Raw genomic sequence first — 18,629 nt, 5'->3', positions numbered from 1 at the left:
CCGCCATATTAGGCAGCGCGCGGAAATTTCAAAGAGATTCGCGCCGCCGTGGCGCCGCGTCACACCCATTGCGGGTGGAGCCGCCGGGCGGCCGCTCAGTCGCCGAGTTTCTCGATGGCGTCGCGCACCAGAGGATCGAGGCCGGCGCCGCCCGCGGCCAAGTGGGCGCGGATCTGGCGGCGCATGCGCGGGTCCCAGAAGTCCTTGAGGTGCTTCACGATCGCGTCCACGGCCGCGTCATGCTCGCCGGGTCCGCGGACCTGATGGGCGAAGAAGGTGCCGATCTGGTTCGCCATCCGCGTCAACTTCGCGGCCGGATCGTGGTGGTGCCCCTCGGCGCCGCCCTCGTGGGGATCGTCGTGGAGCGGGCGGCTCGTCGGGGTGTCGGCGGAGGTGATGGGCTGGGACATGGCGCGGGGCTCAGGCGGGAATGGTCTCGGCGCCGGCATCTGCGGCGGCGGCGATGCCGGCGATCCGGCGGGGGTGGGTGAAAATCTCGAAGCCGTCGCGACGGGCGACAGCGACGAGGGTCAGCCCCGCCTTGTCGGCGGTTGCGACCGCGAGCGCGGTCGGCGCGGAAACGGCGACGAGAAGCGCCGCACCAAGCACGGCGGTCTTCTGCACCATCTCGATGGAAACACGGCTCGTCACCAGGACGAAGCCGTCGTGGCCCGACAAGCCGGCGCGCGCCGTGGCGCCGATCAGCTTGTCGAGAGCGTTGTGGCGGCCGACGTCTTCGCGGACGAGGCGGAGCTCGCCCGCCGTGGACACGAGGGCGGCGGCGTGGACCGCGCGGGTGGCGCGCCCGAGCGCCTGGGCCTCGTCGAGGCGACCGAGCGCGGCGAGGATCGCCTCGGGCGGCACCAGGAGATCGGCTTCGACGGCGGGGACGGGCCGCATCGCCTCGTCGAGGCTCTCGATGCCACAGAGGCCGCAGCCGGTCGGGCCGGCGATGCGCCGGCGGCGTTCGAGGAGCCGGCCCATCGGCGCCTCGCCGATCCACATCCGCGCCTCGAAGCCCAGCGCCTCGCCGAGATCGGCCTCGAGGATTTCGAGGCTCTCGATTTCGCCCTCGCCGCCGATGAGGCCTTCGCTGAGGGCGAAGCCGAGGGCGAAATCCTCGAGGTCGGTCGGCGACGCCATCATCACGGCGTGGGACGTGCCGTTGAAGGTGAAGGCGACCGGCACCTCCGCCGGGACCACCCGCGGAGACACGGTCGCGGTGCCGTCACGCCAGACGATGCGGGGTATTTCGTGGGCACCGGGGGGCGTCATAGGCACCCACCTCTCCCCACGGCCCCACCCTCCCCTGCCAGGGGAAGGGTCTCGTTGCCGAAGAGATTGCCGCTCCTTCCTTCTCCCCCGCGGGGGAGAAGGTGCCCCGAAGGGGCGGATGAGGGGCTGGTGCAGACCGAGAGGCTGGGGAACCGAAACATCCCCTCATCCGGCCCTGCGGGCCACCTTCTCCCCGCACGCGGGGAGAAGGATCCGTCGTGAGCCTGTGCGCAAACCCCAAGCGAGACCGCACCCTCCCCTGCCAGGGGGAGGGTCGACGGCCGAAGGCCGGCGGGGTGGGGTGGCGTGCGCGACGGCCGGCTGAAGGGGAACGAGGACGTCGTGATCGTGGCGCGCACCCCACCCCGGCGCTGCGGGCCGACCCTCCCCCTGGCAGGGGAGGGTGAGGCGTCGTGTGGAGAGGGAGCAGCCACCATTGCTGCGGGAGCAGCCAGCGAGGCCGCGGCGATCGCCGCCATAGACGGAGCGTTCCGCTCGCGCCGCCGTGCCGCCCGACCCGCGCGCATCCGGCTCATTCCGCCGCGGCGGGCAGGATGCGGCGGCTCAGGCGGGCGTGCTCGGCATAATCCTCCTGCCAGGCGCTCGGGCCGTTCGAGGGCGCCACCTGGACCGCCGTCACCTTGTATTCCGGGCAATTGGTCGCCCAGTCGGAATAGTCGGTGGTGATGACGTTCGCCTGGGTGTCCGGGTGGTGGAACGTCGTGTAGACGACGCCCGGCGCGACGCGGTCGGAGATCTTCACCCGGAGCGTGGTCGCGCCCGCGCGGCTTTCGAGCTTGATCCAGTCGCCGTCGCGGATGCCGCGGTTCTCGGCATCGTGGGCATGGATCTCCAGAACGTCTTCGGGATGCCAGACGGTATTCTCGGTGCGCCGGGTCTGCGCGCCGACATTGTATTGCGACAGGATGCGGCCGGTCGTCAGCAGCAGCGGGAAGCGGCCCGTCGTGCGCTCGTCCGTCGCCACATATTCGGTGATCATGAACTTGCCGAGGCCGCGCGAGAAGCCGCCGATGTGCATGATCGGCGTACCCTCCGGCGCCTTCTCGTTGCACGGCCACTGCACCGAACCCATGGCTTCGAGCTTGGCGTAGGAGACGCCGGTGAACGACGGGGTCGTCGCCGCGATCTCGTCCATGATCTCAGACGGATGATCGTAGTGCATCTCGACGCCGAGCGCCTTGGCGATGGCGAGGGTGATCTCCCAATCGGCCATGCCGGAACGGGACGGCATCACCTTGCGGACGCGGCTGATGCGGCGTTCGGCGTTTGTGAAGGTGCCGTCCTTCTCCAGGAAGGTGGAGCCTGGCAGGAAGACGTGGGCGTAGTTCGCCGTCTCGTTCAGGAACAGGTCCTGCACGACGACGCATTCCATCGCCTCGAGGCCGGCCGCGACATGGTGGGTGTCGGGGTCGGACTGCACGATGTCCTCGCCCTGGATATAGAGCCCCTTGAAGGCGCCCTCGACGGCAGCATCGAGCATGTTCGGGATGCGCAGGCCCGGCTCGTTGGACAGCGGGACGCCCCACAGCTTCTCGAAGATGTCCCGCGTGGCGTCGTCCGAGACGTGGCGGTAGCCGGTGAACTCGTGGGGGAACGAGCCCATGTCGCACGAGCCCTGGACGTTGTTCTGACCGCGCAGCGGGTTCACGCCGACGCCGCGGCGGCCGAGATTGCCGGTCGCCATGGCGAGGTTCGCCATGCCCATCACGGTGGTGGTGCCCTGGCTGTGCTCGGTGACGCCGAGGCCGTAATAGATCGCCGCGTTGCCGCCGGTGGCATAGAGCCGGGCGGCGCCGCGGATCGCCTCGGCATCGACGCCGGAGACCGCCGCGACCGCCTCGGGGCTGTTGCGCTCCTCGGCGACGAAGGTCGCCCAGCCCTCGAATTCGGACCAATCGCAGCGCTCGCGGACGAAGGCCTCGTCGTAGAGGCCCTCGGTCACGATGACATGGGCGATCGCGTTGACGACGGCGACGTTGGTGCCGGGCCGCAGCGGCAAGTGGAAGGCCGCCTCGACATGGGGCGAGCGCACGATGTCGGTGCGGCGCGGATCGATCACGATGAGCTTGGCGCCCTCGCGCAGCCGCTTCTTCATGCGCGAGCCGAACACCGGATGGCCGTCGGTCGGGTTGGCGCCGATGATGAGGATGACGTCGGCATCCTCGACCGAATCGAAGTCCTGGGTGCCGGCGGAGGTGCCGAACGCCGTCTTGAGGCCGTAGCCGGTCGGCGAGTGGCAGACGCGAGCGCAGGTATCGACATTGTTGTTGCCGAACACCGCGCGCACCAGCTTCTGGACCAGATAGGTCTCCTCGTTGGTGCAGCGCGACGAGGTTATGCCGCCGACGGCGTTGCGGCCGTAGGTCGCCTGGATGCGCTTGAACTCCGAGGCGACGTGGGAGAGCGCTTCTTCCCACGAGACCTCACGCCAGGGATCGGTGATCTTCGCCCGCACCATCGGATTCAGGATGCGGTCGCGGTGGGTGGTGTAGCCCCAGGCGAAGCGGCCCTTGACGCAGGAATGGCCACGGTTCGCCTTGCCGTCTTTCCACGGCACCATGCGCACCACTTCGGTGCCGCGCATCTCCGCCTTGAAGGAGCAGCCGACGCCGCAATAGGCGCAGGTGGTGACGACGGAATGTTCCGGCTGGCCGATCTCGACGACCGACTTCTCGATGAGGGTCGCGGTCGGGCAGGCCTGAACGCAGGCGCCGCAGGAGACGCACTCGGAGTCGAGGAAGAGCTCGTGAGCGCCGGGCGAGACCCGGCTGTCGAAGCCCCTGCCCTCGATCGTCAGCGCGAAGGTGCCCTGCACCTCCTCACAGGCCCGCACGCAGCGCGAGCAGACGATGCACTTCGACGGATCGTACTGGAAATAGGGGTTGGAGACGTCCTTGACCGCGTCGAAATGGTTCTCGCCGGCATAGCCGTAGCGGACCTCGCGCAGCCCCACCGCGCCGGCCATGTCCTGCAATTCGCAATCGCCGTTGGCGCCACAGGTCAGGCAATCGAGCGGGTGGTCGGAGATGTAGAGCTCCATCACGCCCTTGCGCAGCGCCTTGAGGCGCGGCGTCTGGGTCTTGACCGCCATGCCCTCGGCGACCGGCGTCGTACACGAAGCCGGGGTGCCGTTGCGGCCCTCGATCTCGACGAGGCACATGCGGCAGGAGCCGAACGAATTCAGCATGTCGGTGGCGCACAGCTTCGGGACGGTGATGCCCGCCTCCTTCGCCGCGCGCATGATCGAGGTGCCCTCGGGCACGGAGATGCGGAAGCCGTCGACGGTGAGCGACACCGTCTTGTCGGACTTCGCCGCCGGGGTGCCGTAGTCGATTTCCTCGACGAGGCCGGTCGGGTTGATCTCGAAGCCGTTGTCCAAGGTCCGGTCCATGACGGCCCTCCTTCTCATTCGGCTGCGGCCGGCAGGGCCGGACGGTCGAAGTCCTCGGGGAAATGACGGATCGCGCTCATCACGGGATAGGGCGTGAAGCCGCCGAGCGCGCACAGCGAGCCGAACTTCATCGTCTGGCAGAGGTCGGTGACGAGTTCGAGGTTGGCGGCGGCGTTCTCGCCGCGCACCACGCGGTCGATCACCTCGACGCCGCGCGTCGAGCCGATGCGGCAGGGTGTGCACTTGCCGCAGCTCTCGTGGGCGCAGAATTCGAAGGCGAAGCGGGCCTGCGCCGCCATGTCCACGGTGTCGTCGAACACGACGACGCCGCCGTGGCCGATCAGGCCGTCGCGGGCGGCGAACGCCTCGTAGTCGAACGGCGTATCGAACAACGCCGGTGGGAAATAGGCGCCGAGCGGCCCGCCCACCTGCACCGCCTTGATCGGCCGGCCGCTCAAGGTGCCGCCGCCGATGGTCTCGACGAGTTCGCCGAGCGTTACGCCGAAGGCGGTCTCGTAGAGGCCGCCGAACTTCAGATTGCCCGCGAGCTGGATCGGCATCGTGCCGCGGGAGCGGCCCATGCCGAAGTCCCGATAGAACGCCGCGCCCTTCGCGAGAATGACCGGAACGGTCGCGAGCGAGATCAGGTTGTTGATGACGGTCGGCTTGCCGAACAGACCCTTGTGGGCCGGCAGCGGCGGCTTCGGCCGCACCGTGCCGCGCTTGCCTTCGAGGCTCTCGAGAAGCGCCGTTTCCTCGCCGCACACATAGGCGCCGGCGCCGACGCGCAGCTCGAGTTCGAAGGCGTGGTCGGAGCCCAGGATGTTGTGCCCGAGGAGCCCCGCCCCGTGGGCGATCGCGATCGCTTCGTTGAACGTCGCGATGGCATGGGGATATTCCGACCGGCAATAGACGAAGCCCTTGGTCGCCCCGACCGCGAGGCCGGCGATCACCATGCCTTCGATGAGACCGAACGGATCGCCTTCCATGAGCATACGGTCGGCGAAGGTGCCGGAATCGCCCTCGTCCGCATTGCAGACGATGTATTTCTGCTCGCCCGCGGCCTCGGCGACGGTCTTCCACTTCACGCCGGTCGGGAAGCCGGCGCCGCCGCGGCCGCGCAGACCGGAATCGGTGACTTCCTTGACGATCGCGGCCGAGCCCATCGCGACCGCACGCTCCAGCCCGGCGAAGCCGCCGGTCGCGCGATAATCCGTGATCGACAGGGGATCGACGATGCCGCAGCGGGCGAAGGTCAGGCGCTGCTGGCCGGCGAGCCAGGCGATCGCGTCGGTCGGTCCGAGATAGAGCGCGGCGTGCTCGCCTTTCGGCGCGAGGCCGTCGAACAGCCCCTTCGCCACCAGCGCCGGCACGTCTTCCGGCGCGATCGGGCCGTAGGCGACGCGGCCGGCGGCCGTGACGACCTCGACCATCGGCTCGAGCCAAAACAGCCCGCGGGAGCCGTTGCGCACGATCTCGACCGGCCGGCCGGCCGCGGCGGCCGCCGCGCCCAGGGCGCCCACGACGTCATCGGCCCCGAGCGCGAGGGCGACGGCATCCTTCGGAACATAGAGGCGAACACTCGTCACGGGCGGGCCTCCCCCGAGAGCGCCGAGGCGACCAGCTTGTCGAGGCGCGTCTCCGTCAGGCGGCCGACGGGCCGGCCGTCGATCATCGCCGAGGGGCCGGTGGCGCACAGACCGAGGCAATAGACGGGTTCGATCGTCAGCGCACCGTCCGCGGTGGTGGCGCCCCAGTCGAGGCCCAGGCGGTGGAGCAACTTCTCGTGCAGCGCGTCGCAACCGACCGATTGGCACGCCTCGGCGCGGCACAGCTTGAGAGCGTGCCGACCGGCCGGGGCACGGCGGAAATCGTGATAGAAGCTGACGACACCGTGGACCTCGGCGCGGGAGAGGTTCAGCGCCTGCGCGATCAGCGGCACGGCCGCCTCGTCGACATAGCCGAAGGCTTCCTGAAGCGCATGCAGGATCGGGATCATGGGGCCTTCGAGCGCGAGATGCGCGTCGATGATCTCCCGCGCGCGAGCCGCATCCCAACGGCCGCTTACGGCCGCGGATTGTCCGACACTCATCACAACCGTCCTTCGCGGCGTTTCCCAGATTTATAGTTACACAAAATATGGACGAACGCCGGGGGCAATCAAGGGAGCCGCGCCGTGCGACGATAGACGTTTTCTATCGTTGCTCCCGTCCGGTGGTGCAAGGTCCGGACAAGGGCGATGTGGTTCAACGGCGCAGGGAAGTCATTAGCAGAGAGCCTCCGCATGTCGATTGCACGCCGTCTCGCGCTCGGCGCCCTCGTCCCCTCCGTCCTGATCGCCATCATGACGGGCGGAAGTTGGCTCGCCACCGGTAAACTGGGTCACATCCAGGATGCGGGCGCAGACGCGGCGCGTCTCGCCGAGCTCGCCTCGCGAACGGCCGGCGTCGCCCCAACCCTCTACCGGGTGATCGCCGATTCCGAGATCAACCACGATCTCGATGCGTCGAAGCCACTGTGGACCAGCACCCTCGCCGAGGTGCACGTGACGACCGACGCACTCGCGGCCAATGTGAGCTCGCCCGAAGACAAGGCGGATTCCGATGCCGCCAAGGCCGCGCTCGAAAAGCTCGACAAAACCTACCGCGAGGAGATGCTGCCGAAGCTCTCGAGCTCCAACGAGATGACCCAGGACATCCGCGACCTCGACGGCGAGATCGACGAAATCGTCAGCGACATTCTCAACCACTACACGAAGATCCGGGACCGCGCGGTGGCCGCGGCCCAAGCAAGCGACGCCGAATTCGACCGCGCGACCGCATTCTACAAGACCGCCGGCCTCCTGGTCGGCCTGCTCGCTTTTGTCTTCTCGATCGGTGCGGCGGTGCTGATCAACCGCAGCATCACCCGCCCGATCAAGGCTCTCGATCGCAGCATGGCGGCGCTCGCCGGCGGCGAAGCGGACCTCGCAATCCCCGGCCGCGACCGCACCGACGAGATCGGTCAGATGGCGCGCACCGTCGAGGTGTTCCAGATAAACACCCAAGAGAAGCAGCGCCTCGAAGCTGTGCAGGCGTTGGAGGCGACCGCCCGCGCCAAGCGCACGGCCGTCATCGAGCAGATGATCTCATCCTTCGACGAGGCGATGAGTGGCGCCATCGCCGCCGTCGCCGACGCGGCGGAGCGGATGACGACCTCGGCCCACGCCCTCACCAACTCCGCCGACGACACCTCGGAGCGCTCAAACGCCGCCGCCTCCGCCTCGATCGAGGCTGATTCGAACGTGCAGACGGTGGCGAGTGCCGCCGAAGAACTCGCCGCCTCGATCGGCGAGATCAGCCGCCGCGTGGAATCGTCGAGCGAGATCGCCGAAGCGGCCGATCGCGAGGCCGCCCACACCGTCGCTCTCATCCGCGAACTGACCGCCGGCTCCCAGAAGATCGGGCAGATCACAGCCCTCATCGAAGCGATCGCCTCGCAGACGAATCTGCTGGCCCTCAATGCGACCATCGAGGCGGCGCGGGCCGGCGACGCCGGCCGCGGCTTCGCAGTCGTGGCGTCCGAGGTGAAGGATCTGGCGAGCCAGACCGCGACGGCGACGGCCCAGATCGGCACGCAGGTTTCGGAAATCCAAGCGGTGACTAAGCGCGCCGCCGTCGCCATCGACGCGATCGCCGGCACCATCGGACAGATGAGCGGCATCACCGGTGAAGTGGCGGACTCAATCGAGCAGCAGCTTTCGGCGACCCAGGAGATCGCCTCGAGCGTCAATCAGGCCTCGGCGGGAACGCGGGACGTGACCTCGAACATGAGCGGCGTGACGCGGGCCGCGGCCGAGACCACCTCGGCAGCGAGCCTGGTGCTCCAGGCCTCGAGCGAGCTCGGCCGGCAATCGGAGGTGATCCGCCGGGAAGTAGCGGAATTCCTGACCCAAGTCCGCGCCGCCTGATCTTCGCGCGCGAATCGATTGCTCCGAAACGAAAGCGCCGGCCCCTCATGGAGGCCGGCGCTTCGCATTCAGGCAGGACGGCTCAGGGGAACAGGGCGATCTGATCGACGCCCGTCGTCTCGGGCAGGCCGGTGACGACGTTCATGTTCTGGATCGCCTGGCCCGACGCGCCCTTGACCAGATTGTCGAGGGTCGAGAGCACGATGGCACGGCCGGCGATGCGGTCCGGCACAATGCCGATCTGGACGTGGTTCGAGCCCTTCACGTGGCGCGATTGCGGCACCTGGCCGAGCGGCAGCACCGTCACGAAAGGCTCGGCCGCATAGCGCGCGGCGAGGATCTCGTGCAGGCGCGCCGGGCCGAAGCCTTCCGCGGTGCGCAGATAGATCGTGGCGTAGATGCCGCGGATCATCGGGGTCAGATGCGGCGTGAAGGTCGCGATGACCGAACGGCCGGCGGCGAGCGAATATTCCTGGTCGAGCTCGGCGGTGTGGCGGTGGCTCGCGACGCCGTAGGCGTGGATGCCCTCGGCGACTTCGGAGAACAGCATCGCCTCCTTGGCGGCACGGCCGGCGCCGGACATGCCGGTCTTGGCGTCGACCACGATCGGATCGGCCTCGATCGCCCGCTCGGCGAGGAGCGGGATGACCGGCAGCAGCGACGTGGTGGTGAAGCAGCCCGGGTTGGCGACGAGCCGCGCCTTGGCGATCGCCGCGCGATGGATCTCGGTCAGGCCGTAGACCGCTTCCTTCTGGAGCTCCAGCGCCTGATGCTCATGGCCATACCACTTGGCATAGGCGTCCGGATCGGCGAGGCGGAAATCGGCCGAGAGATCGATCACCTTGAGCGACGGCTTGCGGGTCAGCACGTCCTTGAGCACGAGCTGGGTGGTGGCGTGCGGCAGCGCGCAGAACACCACGTCGACCGTGTCGAGGTCGATTTCCTCGATCTTTACGAGCCGCGGCAGATCGAACGGCGCGAATTGCGGGAAGACCTCGGCCATCGTCTTGCCGGCCTTCGACTCGGCGGAGAGCGCGACGATCTTGGCGTTCGGGTGTCGCATCAGCAGGCGCACCAGTTCGGACCCGGTATAGCCCGAGGCGCCGAGGACGGCGATGCGCAGCGACGTAGACATGGCGAAACACCCAGCGAAAAGATGAACGGCCCGACGGCGCCGCATGCGCCGATCCGGGCCGCTTCCTTTAGCGCACTTCGCCGCGCCGTTGTGTGACGAATTCCGCACGGCCGCCGCGCATTCTCCGCACGGCGGCGCGGCCCGGCACGGCCCCGCCTTGCGGATCAGTCGCGGCCGGCGCCCCGCTTCTCGGCGAGCAGGCCGAGATAATAGAGGGCCACGGTCGAACCGGCGATCGCGGTGATGTCGGCGTGGTCGTAGGCCGGCGCCACCTCGACGATGTCGGCGCCGACGATGTCGAGGCCGCCGAGCGCCCGCAGCGTCATCAACGCCTCGCGGCTCGAAAGACCGCCGGACACCGGCGTGCCGGTGCCCGGCGCGAAGGCGGGGTCGAGGCAATCGATGTCGAAGGTCACATAGGTCTTGGCGGTGCCGACGCGCGAGGTGATGCACTCGACAAGGCCGGCGACCCCAAGCGTCTCCACCTCGTGGGCGTACACGATCTCGATGCCGCAGGTGTCGGGCGCATGGGTGCGGATGCCGATCTGGATCGAGTGCTCGGCGTCGATCAGGCCCGCCTTGACCGCCCGGGCGACGAAGCTGCCGTGATCGATGCGGCCACCGTCGTCGTCCCAGGTGTCCTGGTGGGCGTCGAACTGCACGAGCGCAACGGGCCCGTGCTTCTCGACGTGGGCCTGGAGCAGCGGCCAGGTGACATAATGGTCGCCGCCGAGGGTCAGGAGGAACGCGCCCGAGGCGAGGATCACGTCGGCCTGCGCTTTGATCTGCGCCGCGGCCTCCATCGGATAGCCCTGGTCGAACGACGCGTCGCCCCAATCGATCACCGCCAGCGTCTCGAACGGATCGAAGGCGAACGGATATTGCGGATCGCCGCAGAGGATCGCCGAGGCCCGGCGGATCGCCTGGGGTCCGAAGCGAGCCCCCGGCCGGTTCGTCACCGCGCTGTCGAACGGCGCACCCCACACCACCGCGTCGATTCCGGCGAGATCACGGGAATAGCGGCGGCGCATAAACGACAGCGCGCCGGTGAAGGCGGCCTCGTAGGAGCCGCCCTTGAGCGGACCGAGGAAGGCGTTGTCGGTGGGGCGGTACGAAGCGGTGTCGGCCATGGCGGCTCCGGCTCGAGAAGGGACACGGACGGCTGTCCGAGGTCCCCTCTCCTAGCAGAGCCGGCCGGCGAAATCAGCCGTCCCGCGTGCGCCTCTCGCACGAGCACCCCGTTCAGTCGTGCGCCGCCGGCACGAGCGGAGCGAAGGCGGCGACGACCTTCTCGTAGACGGCACGCTTGAACGGCACGACGAGATCGGGCAGGCGCGCCAGCCGCTCCCAGCGCCATTCGGCGAACTCCGCCTTGTGGCCGCCGGGCGGCTTCAGCACGTCGATCTCGCTGTCCGGTCCCTCGAAGCGGAACGCGAACCATTTCTGGATCTGCCCGCGATAGCGCCCCTTCCAGGCCTTACCGACGAGTTCGGGCGGCAGGTCGTAACGCACCCAGTCGGGTGTTTCCGCGAGCAGGCTGACGCTGCGCACGCCGGTTTCCTCGTAGAGCTCGCGCTTGGCGGCCTCCAAGGGGTCCTCCTCGCCGTCGATGCCGCCTTGAGGCATCTGCCAGGCGTGGGCGGAATCGACCTGCTCCTCACCGCCGGCGCGCCGGCCGACGAAAACGAGGCCGTCGGCCGAGAGGAGGACGATGCCGACGCAGGGTCGATAGGGCAATTCATCGACCGGAACAGCTTTGGCCGGGGTGTCGTGGTGCTTCTTTTCGCGCTTCTTGCCGTGCTCGTGATCGCCGTGCTTGTGATCGTGGCTCATGGCCGTCTCCGTCGCTCCGGCACCTGCCCCCGCTCGGCCGGGCCCGACGCCGGGCTATCCGGGCGGACCGAGAAGGTCAAGCGACGGCCTCGCGAGCGAGGGAGCGTGGCGACGCGGGGCCGAGACGGCCGCCGCTGGCCCGGCCCCGCGACAGCCGTGCCGCGATCAGTGCAGAGAGAGCAGCCCGTCCACCCGGCGGACAGATGCCGCCCCGATCACGTCGCGATGCGCGACCTCGACGTGTACGAGCGCCCCCTCGAGTTCGCGCTGCCAGAAGGCGATGAAGCGTTTGAGTTCAGGAAAGGCCGGGGCGAGATCGTATTCCTGCCAGATGTAGCTTTGCAGGATCTTGGGGTGATCGGGAAGGCGGTAGAGGAGATGCGCCGTGGTCAGGCCGTAGCCGGCCATCTGCTTCTCGAAGACGCGATCGTGCATGGCAATCCTCCGATGGGAACAGCACACCGGGAGATTTTGCCACGAATTCTCCGCCCGGCAAGCCGCCTAATTGAAAAATTGCAACCAAATCAGAGTGTTAGCAGCATATCGCCGGGAGTGCTGACAGGATGCCGCGGGGGCGGTCAGACCGACCGAAAGGCCGCCCATTTGAGCATCTCGATGCTCCGATTTTGGGCAGGGGCAGACGCGACATGCTCCGAAATCCGCCGGATCGAGGCTGGCACGCATCTTGAATGATAGAAGTCGTTCCGCGCGAGATCTGTTGCGCTGGCTCGGGCCGTGAAGAGATGTCTCCCGGCGATCGGACCCACGGGGGTCGGGTTCGCCAGGATTGAGCGACGCCGATTCGGATAAGAGGGGAACGGCGGCGCGGGAGGGGTGATTTCGGTCACCCCTCCCGTCCAATCTTCCGGTCAAGCGCAAGGTCTCGCCGATGCCTCAGGGCGGCGCCCCTCCCACGGCGCGCCCACGATCCGGTGGCGGCGTCGCGGTTGTGCTCGACCGCGCGCCCCGCCGGGATCGGCTCCCGCGATCGCAAGCCCACCCCATCCAATCCACTCTCCGCGCGGCTGCCACGCATCCGCCCGACAAACGGGCCGCCAGGAGCATCCGCCTCACCGACCGTCCCCCGCGCTCACAGCGCACAATGACCTCTCCATCGTCATCCCCCAGCTCGTCCGGGGGCTCCAGGGCCACGCGTGATATGCGCCGAAGACAGGAGCCGGACTCGCCCCGCCGCCTGTGCTTTCGGCAGAGGCCGGCAATGATGATGGAGGGGCGGGCCTCTCCACCCGGCGCCGACGCCTTCCGCCCGAGATTGCCCGCACAAGGCTGGCAATGGCGCGGCGAGCGGAGGGGCCAGCCGGCCGTCGCCCCCTCTACACGACCACCCTCTCGCCAACGCCCGCCCGACGGATTCTTGCTTTGATATATTCATTCGGCACACATATAATCCAGGCATGACCCAAGCACGTCTCCTCAATCTCCTCGGGGCCCTCGCCTTGTCGCTCGGCGACGCGCAGGCGGCGGCGATGCGCGGTATCGGCCGGGACGGCCCGTCCGAGGGACTGGGGCCGAGCGCCTGCGCCGCGATCGTCACCCTCGGCCCCTACCCCGGCACCTCGATCGGCCGGCTCGCCAAGATCCTCGGCCTCACCCATTCCGTCGCGGTGCGCCTCGTCGAACAACTCACGGCGGATGGGCTCGTCGCGCGGCGCGCCGGGGACGACCGGCGACAGGTTCTGCTTGCCCTGACACCGGCGGGCGAGGCGCTGCGCGGCCGTCTGCTCGCCGCACGCGAAGCGGCCCTCGGCGCGGCGCTGCGGCGCCTTTCGGGGGACGATGTCGGCCATCTCGAGCGCTTGCTCGCGACCATGCTCGAAAACCTCACCGAAAGCCGGGAACAGGCCGACCACATCTGCCGCCTCTGCAACGAGGATGTCTGCTCCGCGGAGAAGTGCCCGGTCGAACAGACCGCTCTCGCCTGCGAGCACCGCACGCCATGACCGTTCCCCGCGACGACGCCCTCACCGATCCGCTGCCGCGTCCCCTCGGCGCCGGCCGGGCAATGCTCTGCCTGATCGGCGCGGCGGCTGCCTGGGGGCTCTCGATCCCGATCACCAAGGGGCTGCTCGATACCCTCCCGCCGCTCACCCTGCTCGCGCTCCAGCTCTTTGGCAGCATCGCAGCCTTGTGGACGGCCACGCTCGTCGCACGTCGCCGGCTGCCGCCGCGCCGGGCGGGCTGGCGGGCCGCGGCGACCGGGCTCCTCGAACCCGGCCTCGCTTATGCCGTTGCCGTGCCGGGCTTGGCGCTGACGAGCGCAACCCATGCCGCCATCATCAGCGCGGTCGAGCCGGCGATGATCGTGGTGATCGTCTGGGCGGCGTTCGGCGAGCGCGCCAGCCGGACAGTTCTCCTGGCGACGGCGCTCGCGATCGGCGGCGTCATCCTGGTGACCGGCGGCGACGGCGGGGATGGTGTCGCCTCGTTCGTCGGCGACGGCCTTCTCGCGCTCGGAACCCTCCTCGCCGCGGTCTACGTCACCGCGTCAAGCCGGATCGTCGCCGCGATCGACCCGCTGCCGCTCGCGGCCCTTCAACAGAGCGTGGGGCTCGCCCTCATCGTGGTCCTGCTGCCGCTCGCGGTTGTGTCCGGGCTCGAGACGCTGCCGTCCTCCGTGCCGCCGCTCGTCGTCGCAGCCGCGGTCGCGAGCGGGCTCGCGCAATATTCCCTGCCGTTCTGGCTCTACCTGACCGGCCTCCGGAGCGTACCCGCCAACGTCGCCTCGCTGCCGCTCGCGCTGACCCCCGTGTTCGGCGTCACCGGCGCGCTCGTTCTGCTCGGCGAACGCATGGCGCCGGTGCAGTGGCTCGGCTGCGCCGTGGTGATCGGAGCCGTGGTCGCGATCGCTCGCCGGCGCGGCTGATCCGGACCAGCCGATCCGCCGGCGTAGCCCGAAGATGCGACGCCCTGACCGCACCCCCGCCCTTGCCATTCGCCGCGCGGCCGCCACTTTGAGGGCGGACGAAACCATCCTCCCGGACCGTCTCCGGGAGCGAGCGTTGAGGGCGTGACTGCATGGCCGACGACAAGGAACGCAACCGCTTCTCGGCCCGCGCCGCGCGCTATGCCAAGGTCGGCACGGACATTTCCGGCGTCGCGACCAAGGTGCTCGGCGCCCGTCTGATGGGCCGCGAACTCGACGCGGAGAAGACCGCGGGCGAGATCGCCGCCGCGCTCGGCGGGCTGAAGGGGCCCCTGATGAAGGTGGCGCAGCTCCTCTCGACGATCCCCGAAGCCGTGCCGCCGGAATATGCCGAGGCGCTCGCGAGCCTCCAATCGAACGCCCCGCCGATGGGCTGGGCCTTCGTGAAGCGGCGCATGATGGCCGAGCTCGGCCCCGATTGGGAAAAGCGCTTCAAGAGCTTCGAGCGCGAGCCGGCGGCGGCGGCCTCGCTCGGCCAGGTGCACCGCGCCGTCTCGCTCGACGGCCGGCCGCTCGCGGTGAAGCTGCAATATCCCGACATGGAATCGGCGGTCGAAGCCGACCTCAAGCAGTTCGGCGTGCTGCTCTCCATCCACCGCCGCATGCGGCCCGCAATCGAAACGCGGGAGATCGCCGAGGAGGTCGGCGCCCGGCTCAGGGAAGAGCTCGATTATCGCCGCGAGGCACGCAACGCCGCGCTCTACGGCATCATCCTCGGTGAGGAGCCGGGCCTGCGCGTGCCGGTCATCGACCCGGCGCTGTCGACCAAGCGTCTCCTCACCATGGGTTGGCTCGAGGGTGAGCGGCTCTTGTCGTTCAAGGAGCACCCGCTCGAGGACCGCAACCGCATCGCCGAAACCATGTTCCGCGCCTGGTGGCACCCGTTCGCCCGGTTCGGCGTCATCCACGGCGATCCGCACCTCGGCAACTACACGATCTACACCGAGGACGGCCGCCCGGCCGGCGTGAACCTTCTCGATTATGGCTGCATCCGCATCTTCCCGGCGCGCTTCGTCTCCGGCGTCATCGAGCTCTACCAGGGTCTCAAGACGGGCGACCGGGAGCGCGTCGTCGCGGCCTACGGAATCTGGGGCTTCCGCAATCTCAGCAAGGAATTGATCGAGACGCTCAACATCTGGGCCGGCTTCATCTACGGGCCGCTGCTCGAGGATCGCGTGCGGCCGATCGCGGACGGCGTCAGCGCGGCCGAGTACGGCCGCAAGGAAGCCTTCGCCGTCGCCCAGGCGCTGAAGCGCATCGGCCCAGTGACGGTGCCGCGCGAGTTCGTGTTCATGGACCGCGCCGCCCTCGGCCTCGGCGGCGTCTTTCTGCATCTCGGCGCGGAGCTCAACTTCCACCGGCTGTTCGAACGGGCGATCGAGGACTACAGCGAAGCGAAGCTCGCGGCGCGCCAGAACGCAGCACTCCAGGGCGTCGGGCTGGCGGCGCTGCCGGCGGCGTGAGGCGCCCTATCGTGGGATGAATGAGGCAGGGCCTCACACGTGACAACAGCGCCTTACGGCGCCGGGCCCCACCCTGACCGGCTTCTTCTATAGCCCAACCCCACCCCGCCGGCCTCCGGCCGTCGACCCTCCCCCTGGCAGGGGAGGGTCAGCGCCGTGTCAATATGTGGGATCAAAGACCCTTCCGCCCTACCCTCCCCTGCCAGGGGGAGGGTCGGCGCGCAGCGCCGGGGTGGGGTCGGCGCCGCGGGGGCCGCGGGCGCCGCGCGGAACGAACGCCGCGCTCTCCTCAGACCTCCACCAGCGCCTTGATGACCCCCGTCTCCGGCCGGATCCAGTCCGGCATGCGGGCGGGTAGATCGGCGAGCGGCGCGCGGTGGGTGGCGAGGAGGCCGGTCGGGACGTCGCCCCGGGCCATCGCCGCGAGCACCGTCTCGAAATCGACTGCGAGGGCGTTGCGGCTCGCCACCAGCTTCATCTCGCGCTTGTGGAATTCCGGGTCGGCGAAGCGGATCACGTCCTTGACGACGCTGAGCAGCACGTAGGTGCCGCAATGGGCGACGTAGGCGAAGCTCGCCTCGATCGAGGCCGTGTTGCCGGTCGCATCGATGACGACGTCGAAGAAATCGCCGCCGGTCAGGTCGGCCAGCGCGGAGGCCGCGCCCTCGCCGGCCGGCACCGTGTGAGGGATGCCGAGCGCCGAGCGGGCGAAGGCGAGCCGGTCGGCGCGCAGATCGAGCGTCGTCACCTCGCCACCGGCGAGGCGGGCGAACAGCATGGCACCGAGGCCGATCGGGCCGGCGCCGACGACGAGCACGCGGTCACCCGGCTGGATCTCCGCCCGGCGCACGCCGTGGGCGCCGATCGCCAGGAACTCCACCATCGCCGCCTCGTCGAGGCCGATCGCCTCGGCGGAGAAGACGTTGCGGGCAGGCAGCGCCAGGAATTCGGCGAGGCCGCCGTCGCGGTGGACGCCGAGGACGCCGATGCGCATGCAGCAATTCGGCCGGCCCTTGCGGCAGGCGTGGCAGGTGCCGCAGGCGATGTAGGGATTGATGTAGACCCGCTCGCCCTCGGAGAGCGGGCTGCCGGCTGGGGCGGAGACGACCTCACCCGACAATTCGTGGCCCATCACCCGGGGATATTCGAGGAAGGGATGCTTGCCCTGGAAGATGTGCATGTCGGTGCCGCAGATGCCGACACGGCGGATGCGCACCAGCACCTCGTCCGCCGCCGGACGCGGCGCCTCTCGCTCGACGACGACGAGATCGCCGGGCGCGGTGCAGGAGACGGCTCGCATGGAGAATGTCCTTCGAATTATGGTTCTTTAGCGATAAGATGCAGATGCAGGGCCCGATCTGTCAATCCGGCTCGGGTCGTCGGCGACGGCGGGGCGCGCCACGGCACCGCGATCCGGCCGCCCTTATGGACAAGGCCGCGGTTCTCGGAAAGCATGCGCCCGCCGCGTGGCGCCGGATATTTCGCCGGCACGCCCCTCTGAGACGAACGACAAGGCGTCTTGATGACGAAGCCGAACACCCTGTTCAAGGAGGCCTTCAACGCCTGCCTCGATCTCGTTGCCGATCATCCGGTGGGCAGCGTCCTGCCGTCGGAGACCGACCTCGGCGACAAGCTCAAGATCAGCCGCACGACGGTGCGCTCGGTGCTCACCTCGCTGTCGGACGCCGGCATCGTGCAATGGGAACGGCGCGCGAAGACCGTGCTGCGGCGCCCGGCGCGCGAGGATTATTTCGCCGCGGAAGAGACGAACTCGCTCTCGGCGATGATCGAGCGGTCCTTCATGCGGCGCATCCTGAGCGGCGGGGCCAATCCGGGCGACCAGATCAACGAACTGGAACTCGCCCGCGATCTCGGCGTCTCGACCTCGGCCGTGCGCGAATTCCTCATTCGGTTCAGCCGCTTCGGACTGATCGAAAAGCGCCGCAACAGCCATTGGGTGTTGAAGGGCTTCACCCGGGAGTTCGCCCTCGAGCTCACCGAGGTGCGCGAGATGTTCGAACTGCGCTCGGCGACCGCCTTCGCCCAGCTTCCCGCCGATCACCCGGCCTGGACCGCCCTCGACGCCGTCGAGGCCGAGCATCGCGCGCTGGCCGAGCGCTTCGACGACGATTGGCGCGGCTTCTCGCAGCTCGACGAGAAGTTCCATCGCATGATTCACGAGGCCTCGCGCAACCGCTTCATCATTGATTTCTACGACGTCATCGCGATGATCTTCCACTACCATTATCAATGGAACAAGATGGACGAGAAAAGACGCAATCGCGTCGCGGTCGACGAGCATCTCGACTATATCGCCGCCTTGAAGCGGCGGAGCATGATGGACGTCGAGTTCTATTGCCGAAAGCATCTCTTGTCCGCGCGCGAGACCCTTCTACAATCGATTGCACTCTGACGCGGCCGACCGCGGAGGTCGCAGCCCGCGCGACCAACCCCGCACGAACCGGGCCTTCCCGTGCACGGCCCGGTTGACACAAATTCTTTTACCGATAAAGATCACATCGAGTTTCGACCGGGACGCCACGAACGCGCCCGGCATAGCACCGGCCGGCCGAACGGGCCGGATCGAAAAGAGAAGCCGAGGCGCAAAGCCCGGCACA

Annotated in this window: 15 protein-coding genes; 5 read left to right on the top strand and 10 right to left on the bottom strand. The window is 68.8% G+C overall.

Annotated features, from left to right (window positions below; translation table 11 throughout):
• Positions 1 to 95: 95 nt before the first annotated feature.
• The 5 genes from F0357_RS25525 to F0357_RS16435 form a co-directional block, all read right to left on the bottom strand.
• Positions 96 to 410, bottom strand: coding sequence for a formate dehydrogenase subunit delta (locus F0357_RS25525; RefSeq protein WP_153484501.1), 315 nt, complete (start codon positions 408 to 410; stop codon positions 96 to 98).
• Positions 411 to 420: 10 nt separating this feature from the next.
• On the bottom strand, positions 421 to 1,275 hold the full coding sequence (gene fdhD / locus F0357_RS16450) for a formate dehydrogenase accessory sulfurtransferase FdhD (protein ID WP_153484497.1): 855 nt from the start codon (positions 1,273 to 1,275) through the stop codon (positions 421 to 423).
• Between the two features lie 532 nt (positions 1,276 to 1,807).
• Positions 1,808 to 4,687 (bottom strand): formate dehydrogenase subunit alpha, encoded by a 2,880-nt coding sequence (gene fdhF / locus F0357_RS16445; protein WP_153484489.1) that lies wholly within the window; start codon positions 4,685 to 4,687, stop codon positions 1,808 to 1,810.
• A 14-nt stretch (positions 4,688 to 4,701) separates the two neighbouring features.
• Entirely contained in the window at positions 4,702 to 6,276 is a 1,575-nt protein-coding gene (locus F0357_RS16440) for a formate dehydrogenase beta subunit (protein ID WP_312861629.1), read from the bottom strand.
• Positions 6,273 to 6,779 carry a formate dehydrogenase subunit gamma gene (locus tag F0357_RS16435; RefSeq protein ID WP_153484479.1) on the bottom strand — a complete coding sequence of 169 codons (507 nt, stop codon included), beginning with the start codon at positions 6,777 to 6,779 and terminating at the stop codon, positions 6,273 to 6,275. The genes F0357_RS16440 and F0357_RS16435 overlap by 4 nt, the downstream gene beginning before the upstream one ends.
• Before the next feature lie 192 nt (positions 6,780 to 6,971).
• On the opposite strand from F0357_RS16435, the gene F0357_RS16430 reads away from it, so the two are divergent.
• Positions 6,972 to 8,636, top strand: a complete 1,665-nt coding sequence (locus tag F0357_RS16430; protein WP_208948384.1) for a methyl-accepting chemotaxis protein — start codon at positions 6,972 to 6,974, stop codon at positions 8,634 to 8,636.
• Positions 8,637 to 8,718: 82 nt separating this feature from the next.
• Here F0357_RS16430 and argC read toward each other — a convergent pair whose 3' ends face one another.
• The 4 genes from argC to F0357_RS16410 form a co-directional block, all read right to left on the bottom strand.
• Entirely contained in the window at positions 8,719 to 9,771 is a 1,053-nt protein-coding gene (gene argC, locus F0357_RS16425; protein WP_153484471.1) for an N-acetyl-gamma-glutamyl-phosphate reductase, read from the bottom strand.
• Positions 9,772 to 9,935: 164 nt separating this feature from the next.
• On the bottom strand, positions 9,936 to 10,901 hold the full coding sequence (gene speB, locus F0357_RS16420; RefSeq protein WP_153484468.1) for an agmatinase: 966 nt from the start codon (positions 10,899 to 10,901) through the stop codon (positions 9,936 to 9,938).
• 112 nt (positions 10,902 to 11,013) lie between these two features.
• Positions 11,014 to 11,604, bottom strand: a complete 591-nt coding sequence (locus F0357_RS16415; protein WP_153484466.1) for an RNA pyrophosphohydrolase — start codon at positions 11,602 to 11,604, stop codon at positions 11,014 to 11,016.
• Positions 11,605 to 11,769: 165 nt separating this feature from the next.
• Entirely contained in the window at positions 11,770 to 12,039 is a 270-nt protein-coding gene (locus tag F0357_RS16410) for an usg protein (protein ID WP_153484463.1), read from the bottom strand.
• A 980-nt stretch (positions 12,040 to 13,019) separates the two neighbouring features.
• Here F0357_RS16410 and F0357_RS16405 point away from each other — a divergent pair.
• The 3 genes from F0357_RS16405 (at position 13,020) to F0357_RS16395 (ending at position 16,011) form a co-directional block, all read left to right on the top strand.
• Positions 13,020 to 13,565: a MarR family winged helix-turn-helix transcriptional regulator gene (locus F0357_RS16405; RefSeq protein WP_153484461.1), complete on the top strand. Its 546-nt coding sequence runs from the start codon at positions 13,020 to 13,022 to the stop codon at positions 13,563 to 13,565.
• On the top strand, positions 13,562 to 14,488 hold the full coding sequence (locus F0357_RS16400) for a DMT family transporter (RefSeq protein WP_153484459.1): 927 nt from the start codon (positions 13,562 to 13,564) through the stop codon (positions 14,486 to 14,488). The genes F0357_RS16405 and F0357_RS16400 overlap by 4 nt, the downstream gene beginning before the upstream one ends.
• 152 nt (positions 14,489 to 14,640) lie before the next feature.
• The gene (locus F0357_RS16395) at positions 14,641 to 16,011 is read left to right on the top strand and encodes an ABC1 kinase family protein (protein WP_153484457.1); all 1,371 of its coding nucleotides are present in this window, start codon (positions 14,641 to 14,643) and stop codon (positions 16,009 to 16,011) included.
• A 289-nt stretch (positions 16,012 to 16,300) separates the two neighbouring features.
• Here F0357_RS16395 and F0357_RS16390 read toward each other — a convergent pair whose 3' ends face one another.
• On the bottom strand, positions 16,301 to 17,311 hold the full coding sequence (locus F0357_RS16390; protein ID WP_153484455.1) for a zinc-binding alcohol dehydrogenase family protein: 1,011 nt from the start codon (positions 17,309 to 17,311) through the stop codon (positions 16,301 to 16,303).
• A 222-nt stretch (positions 17,312 to 17,533) separates the two neighbouring features.
• On the opposite strand from F0357_RS16390, the gene F0357_RS16385 reads away from it, so the two are divergent.
• Positions 17,534 to 18,424: a GntR family transcriptional regulator gene (locus F0357_RS16385; protein WP_153484453.1), complete on the top strand. Its 891-nt coding sequence runs from the start codon at positions 17,534 to 17,536 to the stop codon at positions 18,422 to 18,424.
• Positions 18,425 to 18,629: the final 205 nt, after the last annotated feature.

The sequence above is a fragment of the Segnochrobactrum spirostomi genome, assembly GCF_009600605.1.
Classification (GTDB): Bacteria; Pseudomonadota; Alphaproteobacteria; order Rhizobiales; family Segnochrobactraceae; genus Segnochrobactrum; species Segnochrobactrum spirostomi.
This window is presented reverse-complemented; position numbering and strand designations above follow the sequence as displayed.

What these genes read in the sequence shown, in the direction of transcription:
- F0357_RS16385 (WP_153484453.1), top strand. Translation starts at nt 17,534, where the DNA reads ATGACGAAGCCGAACACCCTGTTCAAGGAGGCCTTCAACGCCTGCCTC.
- F0357_RS16400 (WP_153484459.1), top strand. Translation starts at nt 13,562, where the DNA reads ATGACCGTTCCCCGCGACGACGCCCTCACCGATCCGCTGCCGCGTCCC.
- fdhD (WP_153484497.1), bottom strand. Translation starts at nt 1,275, where the DNA reads ATGACGCCCCCCGGTGCCCACGAAATACCCCGCATCGTCTGGCGTGAC.
- argC (WP_153484471.1), bottom strand. Translation starts at nt 9,771, where the DNA reads ATGTCTACGTCGCTGCGCATCGCCGTCCTCGGCGCCTCGGGCTATACC.
- F0357_RS25525 (WP_153484501.1), bottom strand. Translation starts at nt 410, where the DNA reads ATGTCCCAGCCCATCACCTCCGCCGACACCCCGACGAGCCGCCCGCTC.
- F0357_RS16435 (WP_153484479.1), bottom strand. Translation starts at nt 6,779, where the DNA reads ATGAGTGTCGGACAATCCGCGGCCGTAAGCGGCCGTTGGGATGCGGCT.
- fdhF (WP_153484489.1), bottom strand. Translation starts at nt 4,687, where the DNA reads ATGGACCGGACCTTGGACAACGGCTTCGAGATCAACCCGACCGGCCTC.
- F0357_RS16395 (WP_153484457.1), top strand. Translation starts at nt 14,641, where the DNA reads ATGGCCGACGACAAGGAACGCAACCGCTTCTCGGCCCGCGCCGCGCGC.
- F0357_RS16390 (WP_153484455.1), bottom strand. Translation starts at nt 17,311, where the DNA reads ATGCGAGCCGTCTCCTGCACCGCGCCCGGCGATCTCGTCGTCGTCGAG.
- speB (WP_153484468.1), bottom strand. Translation starts at nt 10,901, where the DNA reads ATGGCCGACACCGCTTCGTACCGCCCCACCGACAACGCCTTCCTCGGT.
- F0357_RS16410 (WP_153484463.1), bottom strand. Translation starts at nt 12,039, where the DNA reads ATGCACGATCGCGTCTTCGAGAAGCAGATGGCCGGCTACGGCCTGACC.
- F0357_RS16430 (WP_208948384.1), top strand. Translation starts at nt 6,972, where the DNA reads ATGTCGATTGCACGCCGTCTCGCGCTCGGCGCCCTCGTCCCCTCCGTC.
- F0357_RS16415 (WP_153484466.1), bottom strand. Translation starts at nt 11,604, where the DNA reads ATGAGCCACGATCACAAGCACGGCGATCACGAGCACGGCAAGAAGCGC.
- F0357_RS16405 (WP_153484461.1), top strand. Translation starts at nt 13,020, where the DNA reads ATGACCCAAGCACGTCTCCTCAATCTCCTCGGGGCCCTCGCCTTGTCG.